The following is an 8,198-nucleotide window of genomic DNA, read 5'->3' on the forward strand; positions in this document are numbered from 1 at the left end:
CTGCAAGTGCGACAGGTCGTGGGCACCGTCCTCTGCGGGTTCCAGCGCATGGGGCAGTAATTCAGCGGCGAGGTTTTGCAGAGGTGCGAAAGCATCAGTGGTCATAAACATCCTTTTAAGTGAAAAAGTTTTCAGCTGCTACAGATGCTCCATGGCTCGGCTTTGAATTTCCAGTGTGACGAGCGCAACGCGGCGACATAGTATGGCGTTTTCAACCTTTGACGAAGGCACGTCCCAATGACGATCGAGATCCGCCCGGCGACCCCCAGCGATGCACCGCAAATCCTCGGGTTCATCACTGAACTGGCCGACTACGAACGTGCCCGCCACGAAGTCATTGCCAGCGTCGCCGATATCGAGCGCAGCCTGTTCAGCGAAGGCGCCACCGCCCACGGACTGATCTGCCTGCGCGACGGCCAGCCCATCGGCTTCGCGGTGTTCTTCTTCAGCYATTCCACCTGGCTTGGCAGCAACTGCCTGTACCTCGAAGACCTCTACATCACCCCCGAACAACGCGGCGGCGGTGCCGGCAAAACCTTGCTGCGCCACCTGGCGAAAATTGCCTGTGCCAATGATTGCGGACGATTCGAGTGGAGCGTTCTGGACTGGAACAAACCGGCGATCGAGTTTTATAAATCGTTAGGTGCGCAACCGCAGGAAGAGTGGGTGCGGTACCGGATGGATGGGGCGGTGTTGCGCGAGTTTGCCGAGGGTAATTAAACGTCAGCGTCGTCGGATAAAAAATCGCAGCCTTTGGTTGCGATTTTTTTTGCAATTATCCCAATATATGGGAGTTATATTTATATATTGAGATTATCCTTCTTCCCGGTTTATAGTCCCGCTCACTCACTGCCAATAAACAAAACAGGTGAAGCGATGCTGGCGCAATTGATCGCGCTCGATTGGGGGACAACCTCATTACGTGCTTACAAACTCGCTACGGATGGTCAGGTGCTCGAACAACGTTCGTTGTCGTCGGGGATCATGCAGCTGCCCAAGACGCCGCGAATCATTAAAGGTCAGGCTTGCACTGACGGTTTTGAACTGGCCTTCGATGAGGCCTGTGGTGACTGGCTCGATGCGCAGCCGGATTTGCCGGTGATCGCCTGTGGCATGGTCGGCAGCGCGCAGGGCTGGCGTGAAGCGGCCTACCGCGATACGCCGGCGAACGTCGCCAATCTCGGAATTTCCCTACAAACGGTTCGCAGTCTTCGCGGTGTCGATGTGCACATCGTGCCGGGGGTGATTCAGCGTTCGCCGTTGCCGAATGTCATGCGCGGCGAAGAAACCCAGGTGCTTGGCGTGCTGCACACTCTTCAGGGCGAGGCGGGCGACGATCTGCTGATCGGCTTGCCGGGCAGTCATTCGAAATGGGTAGAAGTGGCCGACGGCTGCATCGTGCATTTCGATACGTTCATGACCGGCGAAATTTTCGCCGTGCTCAGCGAACACAGCATTTTGGGACGCACCCAGCAAAAGGGCGTGCCTTTCGATGGCCAGGCTTTCGATCGTGGGGTGCAAGTGGCCTTGTCGGCGGATGGCGAGATCGGTCCGTTGTCGACAGTGTTCAGTGCCCGCAGCCTCGGGCTGACCGGTGATCTGAGCGCCACGGCCCAAGCGGATTATCTATCGGGGCTGTTGATCGGTCATGAGCTGTCAGCGCTGGCGACCACCCAGCGACGTCGACGCAAAAGTGTGCACCTGCCTTCGATCATCCTCATCGGTAATGCCCAACTCTGTGACCGCTACAGCCGRGCCCTCGACGCCTGCGGTTTTGCCCGGGTGGTGCTGGCCAAGCAAGCCACCGAACGCGGGTTGTGGCAGTTGGCGCTCGCCGCCGGACTGATCACCCCCAATCAATCCCGTTAAACCTGACTGGAGGTCTGACATGCTCAAACACGCCTTGGCGCAAAACGGCCTGATCGCGATCCTGCGTGGCTTGCGCCCGCAAGAAGCGGCGGCCATCGGCGAAGTCCTGTACGCCGCCGGATTTCGCGTCATCGAAGTGCCGCTTAATTCCCCTGAACCGTACGAAAGTATCCGCATCTTGCGCAGCACCTTGCCCGCCGATTGCCTGATCGGTGCCGGCACCGTGTTGACACCGGAACAGGTTGAGCAGGTGAAAGCCGCCGGCGGCCAAGTGATCGTCATGCCGCACAGCGATCCCAAGGTGCTGCGCGCCGCGAAAGCAGCGGGGATGTTCCTGTCGCCGGGTGTTGCCACACCGACTGAAGCGTTCGCCGCACTGGCCGAAGGCGCGGATGTGCTGAAGATGTTCCCCGCCGAGCAGATGGGGCCGGCGGTCGTCAAAGCGTGGCTCGCGGTATTGCCGGCCGGAACCATTCTGGCGCCGGTCGGCGGCATCACGCCGGACAACATGCAGGTGTTTATCGACGCGGGCGTCAAAGGCTTCGGTCTCGGTTCCGGATTGTTCAAACCGGGGATGACGCCAGCGGAYGTCGCCGTCAATGCCAAGGCCTACGTGGCTGCCTGGAAATCCCTTCGCTAAGACTTTTTGGCGCTGTGAGCGCTGCCTCTAATAAGAGAGACAAGAAAATGAAAATCACCAAACTGACCACCTTCATCGTTCCACCGCGCTGGTGCTTCCTCAAGGTTGAAACCGACGAGGGCGTAACCGGTTGGGGCGAGCCCGTGGTCGAAGGCCGCGCCCACACCGTTGCGGCTGCGGTTGAAGAATTGTCCGACTACCTGATCGGCAAAGACCCACGCAACATCGAAGACATCTGGACCGTGCTGTATCGCGGCGGCTTTTACCGGGGTGGCGCGATCCACATGAGCGCGCTTGCCGGTATCGATCAGGCGCTGTGGGACATCAAGGGCAAGGCCCTGGGTGTGTCGGTCAGTGATTTACTCGGCGGTCAGGTGCGGGACAAGATTCGTGTGTATTCGTGGATCGGCGGCGACCGGCCGGCGGACACCGCTCGTGCGGCGAAAGAAGCGGTTTCCCGTGGTTTCACTGCGGTGAAAATGAACGGCACCGAAGAACTGCAATTTCTCGATTCCTTCGAGAAAGTCGACCTGGCCCTGGCCAACGTCGCCGCCGTGCGTGATGCGGTCGGACCGAACGTCGGCATCGGCGTCGACTTCCATGGCCGGGTCCACAAGCCCATGGCCAAGGTGCTGATGAAAGAGCTTGATCCGTACAAACTGATGTTCATCGAAGAGCCGGTGCTCAGCGAAAACTACGAAGCGCTGAAGGAACTGGCGCCGCTGACCAGTACCCCGATTGCCCTCGGTGAGCGGCTGTTCTCGCGCTGGGATTTCAAGCGTGTGCTGAGCGAGGGCTACGTCGATATCATCCAGCCGGATGCGTCCCACGCCGGTGGCATCACCGAAACCCGCAAAATCGCCAACATGGCCGAAGCTTACGACGTGGCGCTGGCGCTGCATTGCCCGCTGGGGCCGATCGCCTTGGCGGCGTGCCTGCAACTGGACGCGGTTTGCTACAACGCGTTCATCCAGGAGCAGAGCCTGGGCATTCACTACAACGAGAGCAACGACCTGCTCGATTACGTGAAAGATCCGCGGGTGTTCGACTACGACAAAGGCTTCGTGAAGATCCCGAATGGCCCGGGCCTGGGCATCGAGATCAACGAGGAATACGTGATCGAACGCGCCGCCGTCGGCCACCGCTGGCGCAACCCGATCTGGCGCCATGCCGATGGCAGTTTTGCTGAGTGGTGAGTGCTTCCTGACCCACCCCAAACCCCTGTGGGAGCCAGCCTGCTGGCGATTTGGTCGGCACATCAGCATATAGGGTGACTGACACACCGCTATCGCCAGCAGGCTGGCTCCCACAGTTTGATCTCCATGGACAGGGAGATCTGCATCATTCCAGTTTCACATCGACCTCAACAAACATAAGAAGAGGCAATCCTCATGCAACCGCAAACCCTCATAGGGCAAGCGTCGTTGGTGACGCCCAGTCGCAAGCGATTTTTCATCATGGTCCTGCTGTTCATCACCGTGGTGATCAACTACCTGGACCGCAGCAACCTCTCCATTGCAGCCCCGGCTCTGACCAGCGAGCTGGGCATCGATCCGATCCACGTCGGGCTGATCTTCTCGGCGTTCGGCTGGACCTACGCCGCGATGCAGATCCCCGGCGGCTGGTTGGTGGACCGTGTGCCGCCGCGCATCCTCTACAGTGTCGCCTTGCTGCTGTGGTCGATAGCCACGGTCATGCTCGGTTTCGCCGGCAGCTTCATCGCCTTGTTTGTCCTGCGCATGGCGGTCGGCGCCCTGGAAGCCCCAGCCTATCCGATCAACAGCCGCGTGGTGACCACCTGGTTCCCCGAGCGCGAACGCGCCACGGCCATTGGTTTCTACACCTCCGGGCAGTTTGTCGGCCTGGCATTCCTGACGCCGGTACTCGCATGGTTGCAGCATGAATTTGGCTGGCACATGGTGTTCATCAGCACCGGCGCGGTTGGCATTTTGTGGGCGGTGATCTGGTACGCGGTGTATCGCGAGCCTCGGGATTTCAAAGGCGTCAACGACGCTGAAATCGATTTGATTCGAGAGGGCGGCGGGCTGGTGGATATCCAGGCCGAGCAAGCCAAGGTCAAAGCGAAATTCAGCTGGACTGACCTCGGGATTGTCCTGACTAAACGCAAACTGTGGGGCATCTACCTCGGCCAGTTCTGTCTCAACTCGACGTTGTGGTTTTTCCTGACGTGGTTCCCGACCTACCTGGTGAAATATCGTGGCATGGACTTCATCAAGTCCGGGCTGTTGGCATCGCTGCCATTCCTCGCCGCTTTCGTCGGTGTGTTGTGTTCGGGGTTCTTCTCCGACTTCCTGATCCGTCGCGGTTACACGGTGGGTTTCGCTCGCAAGTTGCCGATCATTGGTGGCCTGCTGATTTCCACCTCGATCATCGGCGCCAACTTCGTTGAGTCGACACCGCTGGTGATTGCGTTCCTCGCGCTGGCGTTCTTCGGCAACGGGCTGGCCTCGATCACCTGGTCGCTTGTTTCAACCTTGGCACCGGCGCGCTTGTTGGGGCTGACCGGCGGGGTGTTCAACTTCATCGGCAATCTGTCGGCCATCACTACGCCGATTGTCATCGGTTTCCTGGCCACCGGTGATTCGTTTGCCCCGGCGATTACCTACATCTCGGTTCTGGCATTGATTGGCGCGCTTTCCTACATCTTGCTGGTGGGTAAAGTCGAGCGTATCAAGTTGTAGATACGGGCATCGGGCGACCATAATGCCGCCCGTTCACTCGCTCAACGGTAAAGGCTGGATATGCAGGAAGATGCCCCAAAAATCGCCAAGGACGCCGCACCGACCGGCACCCAGACCCTGCTTCGTGGTTTGGGTGTGGTTCAGGCCGTGGCCAGCGGCGCCCGCGATCTCAAGGAAATCGCCCGGCAAATCGGCACGACGCGCAGCACCACCCATCGTCTGGCCAGTTGCCTGGTGGACGAGCGTTACTTGCGCGTGGTGCCGCAGATCGGCTACCTGTTAGGGCCGAAGTTGATCGAGTTGGGTTTCCAGGCGCGTGAAGAGTTACCGCTGGTGACCTTGGCCGGGCCGTATCTGGATGAGCTATCGGCGTTGACCGGCGACACCATTCACCTGGCGATTCGCGAAGGCGACGAGGTGCTGTACCTGCACAAGAATCCGGGGCGCAATGGTCCGGAAATGCGTTCGAGGGTCGGCCATCGCATGCCGTTGGCGCGCACCGGGATCGGCAAGGCCTTGATGTTGGATGACATGCAGGAAGAATGGCAGCGGCTGTACGAAATCAGCTTGCCTGCAGGTGGGAAAAACCTGTTTTGGCCGCAGCACCCGGAGCAGTCCTGGGAGCAGTTTCAGCAGCGTATGGTCGAGTATGTGGCGGGCGGTTACGCCTTTGATCTGGAAGACAACGAACCGTCGATCCGCTGTGTGGCGGCGCCGATTCGTGATGCCAGCAAGCGTATCGTCGCTGGCATCAGCATCGCCAGTACCGTGCCGTACATGCCGCTGGAAAAAATGGCCGAGCTGATTCCCCTGATCAAAGGGGTCACGGCTCGGTTGTCGGCGGAACTGGGCTTGAAGGTTTAGACCTTCAAGGTCGCCATGTCGATCACGAAACGGTACTTCACGTCACCGGCGATCATGCGGGCGTAAGCCTCGTTGATCTGGCGAATGTCGAGCATTTCGATATCGCAGGTGATGTTGTGCTCGGCGCAGAAATCCAGCACTTCCTGGGTTTCGGCAATGCCGCCGATCAGCGAACCGGCCAGCACACGGCGTCCCAACACCAGTTTGGCGGCGTGAACCGGTGGATCGATCGGTTCGATCAGGCCCACCAGAATGTGCACGCCGTCGAAACGCAGGGTGTCGAGGTAGGGATTGAGGTCGTGCTGCACCGGAATGGTGTCGAGCAGGAAGTCAAAATGGCCCGCAGCGGCTTTCATCTGCTCGGCATCGGTGGACACGATCACGTGGTCCGCGCCCTGGCGACGGCCTTCTTCGGCCTTGCTCGCCGAGCGGGTGAACAGCGTCACTTCGGCGCCCATCGCCTTGGCGAACTTGATGCCCATGTGACCGAGGCCGCCCATGCCCAGAATCCCGACCTTGTCGCCGGCCTTGACGCCGTAGTGCTTGAGCGGCGAGTAGGTGGTGATGCCGGCGCACAGGATCGGCGCGGCGCTGGCCAAGGCGAGTTTTTCCGGGATGCGCACGACAAAGTGCTCGCTGACCACGATGCTGTCGGAGTAGCCGCCCATGGTGTTGCTGCCATCGACCCGGTCCGGGGTGGCGTAGGTCATGGTCGGACCTTCGAGGCAGTATTGCTCAAGGTTGGACTGGCAGGCTTCGCAGCTGCGGCAGGAATCGACCATGCAGCCGACGCCTACCAGATCACCGATTTTGTGTCTGGTCACGTTCGCGCCGATGGCAGTTACTTTGCCGACGATCTCGTGGCCGGGCATCAGTGGGTAAACCGCAATGCCCCACTCGTTACGCGCCTGGTGGATGTCGGAATGGCAGACGCCGCAGTACAGAATCTCGATCGCCACGTCGTCGGCACGAGGGCTGCGACGTTCGAATTTCACGGGGGCGAGGGGAGTGGTAGCCGACTGGGCGGCGTATCCGATGGCGGTGTACATGAGGAACCTCGCAAAAGCTGTGACAGGAGAGGCGGTGCATTCTGGGCGCTGCACCTGGAACCGGCCATGGCGATTCCTCCGGGTGTCATGCCTATTCCTCCGGCATCCACGTTCGATTGATCAAATGAGTGAACAGACCTGCGAAGATGCTCTCATCCCTTTTTCCGCGACTTTTTTGTAAAGAGCTCCCATGTTGTTGACCCGTCATCTCGATGCCAATGCCACGCTGGTTTCGTTGATCCAGCCACTGACCACTCGCGACGGTTTCGCGCCCACAGCGTTGCCGGGTGTACAGGTGTTGCGTGCCAGTTGCGATGTCGCCCGTGGCCCGCAGATTTATGAGCCGAGCCTGGTCATCATCGTCCAGGGCAGTAAATTGGCGTACCTGGGCCCGCGAACGCTGGAGTACGGCGCGGGGCATTATCTGATTCAGGCATTGCCGGTGCCTTTCGAGTGCGAAACGTTTGCCGCGCCGGATGGGCCGATGCTGGGGATTTCCATCGCGATAGACCGGATTTTGCTCGGTGAATTGGTGTTGGCCATGGGGCTTGTGTCCGGGCGCAGTATTGCAGCGCAAACTCTGGAGTCCATGACCTCGACGGTGCTCGACGATGCGATGCGTGGATGCGTGGAACGGTTGTTGCGTTGCCTGCACGATCCGCTGGAATGTCAGGTCATGGGGCAGGCGCGTTTACGTGAGTTGCTGTTCGTCGCGTTGCGCGGGCCGCAAGCCGATGTGCTACGCGCTTTGGTGGAGCAGCAGGGGCAATTCGCCCGGGTTGCGGCCTCGCTCAGTCATCTGCATGCGCATTACACCGAGCCGTTGAATGTYGAGACCCTCGCCAGTTGCGCGAACATGAGTGCATCGACCTTTCACGAGCATTTCAAACGCAGCACCTTGTTGTCGCCGGTGCAGTACTTGAAGCGTTTGCGCTTGCTCAAGGCGCAGCAGTTGTTGCTTTCTGAAGGCTTGGGCGTGGCGCAAGTGGCGCATCGGGTGGGGTATCAGAGTACGTCGCAGTTCAGTCGGGAGTACAAGCGCTACTTCGAGCGTAATCCGGGCGATGAACGCGC

Annotated in this window: 8 protein-coding genes and 1 pseudogene; 7 read left to right on the forward strand and 2 right to left on the reverse strand. The window is 59.7% G+C overall.

Annotated features, from left to right (window positions below):
• A pseudogene (locus AC1DSG_RS23550) lies at nt 1–105 on the reverse strand (HD domain-containing protein); the annotation flags it as partial.
• A gap of 132 nt (nt 106–237) precedes the next feature.
• Between AC1DSG_RS23550 and AC1DSG_RS23555 the strand changes: the two are divergent.
• The 6 genes from AC1DSG_RS23555 to AC1DSG_RS23580 all read left to right on the forward strand — a co-directional run bounded on the left by AC1DSG_RS23555 (nt 238) and on the right by AC1DSG_RS23580 (nt 6,075).
• Nucleotides 238–720, forward strand: coding sequence for an N-acetyltransferase family protein (locus tag AC1DSG_RS23555; protein ID WP_477793037.1), 483 nt, complete (start codon nt 238–240; stop codon nt 718–720).
• A 156-nt stretch (nt 721–876) separates the two neighbouring features.
• Entirely contained in the window at nt 877–1,869 is a 993-nt protein-coding gene (locus AC1DSG_RS23560) for a 2-dehydro-3-deoxygalactonokinase (protein ID WP_477793038.1), read from the forward strand.
• A 19-nt stretch (nt 1,870–1,888) separates the two neighbouring features.
• A complete protein-coding gene (locus AC1DSG_RS23565; protein WP_477793039.1) occupies nt 1,889–2,509 on the forward strand; it encodes a 2-dehydro-3-deoxy-6-phosphogalactonate aldolase in 621 nt (206 codons plus the stop codon).
• 47 nt (nt 2,510–2,556) lie between these two features.
• Nucleotides 2,557–3,705 (forward strand): galactonate dehydratase, encoded by a 1,149-nt coding sequence (gene dgoD, locus AC1DSG_RS23570; RefSeq protein ID WP_007903915.1) that lies wholly within the window; start codon nt 2,557–2,559, stop codon nt 3,703–3,705.
• Nucleotides 3,706–3,900: 195 nt separating this feature from the next.
• A complete protein-coding gene (locus tag AC1DSG_RS23575) occupies nt 3,901–5,211 on the forward strand; it encodes an MFS transporter (RefSeq protein WP_477793040.1) in 1,311 nt (436 codons plus the stop codon).
• Nucleotides 5,212–5,271: 60 nt separating this feature from the next.
• Entirely contained in the window at nt 5,272–6,075 is an 804-nt protein-coding gene (locus tag AC1DSG_RS23580; RefSeq protein ID WP_477793041.1) for an IclR family transcriptional regulator, read from the forward strand.
• Here AC1DSG_RS23580 and AC1DSG_RS23585 read toward each other — a convergent pair.
• A complete protein-coding gene (locus AC1DSG_RS23585; RefSeq protein ID WP_477793042.1) occupies nt 6,072–7,124 on the reverse strand; it encodes an NAD(P)-dependent alcohol dehydrogenase in 1,053 nt (350 codons plus the stop codon). The genes AC1DSG_RS23580 and AC1DSG_RS23585 overlap by 4 nt on opposite strands.
• 190 nt (nt 7,125–7,314) lie before the next feature.
• Between AC1DSG_RS23585 and AC1DSG_RS23590 the strand changes: the two genes are divergently transcribed.
• Nucleotides 7,315–8,198, forward strand: an 884-nt coding sequence (locus tag AC1DSG_RS23590; RefSeq protein WP_477793043.1) for an AraC family transcriptional regulator, incomplete at its 3' end; no start/stop codon positions are given.

It is taken from the genome of Pseudomonas sp. P5_A12 (assembly GCF_056400685.1).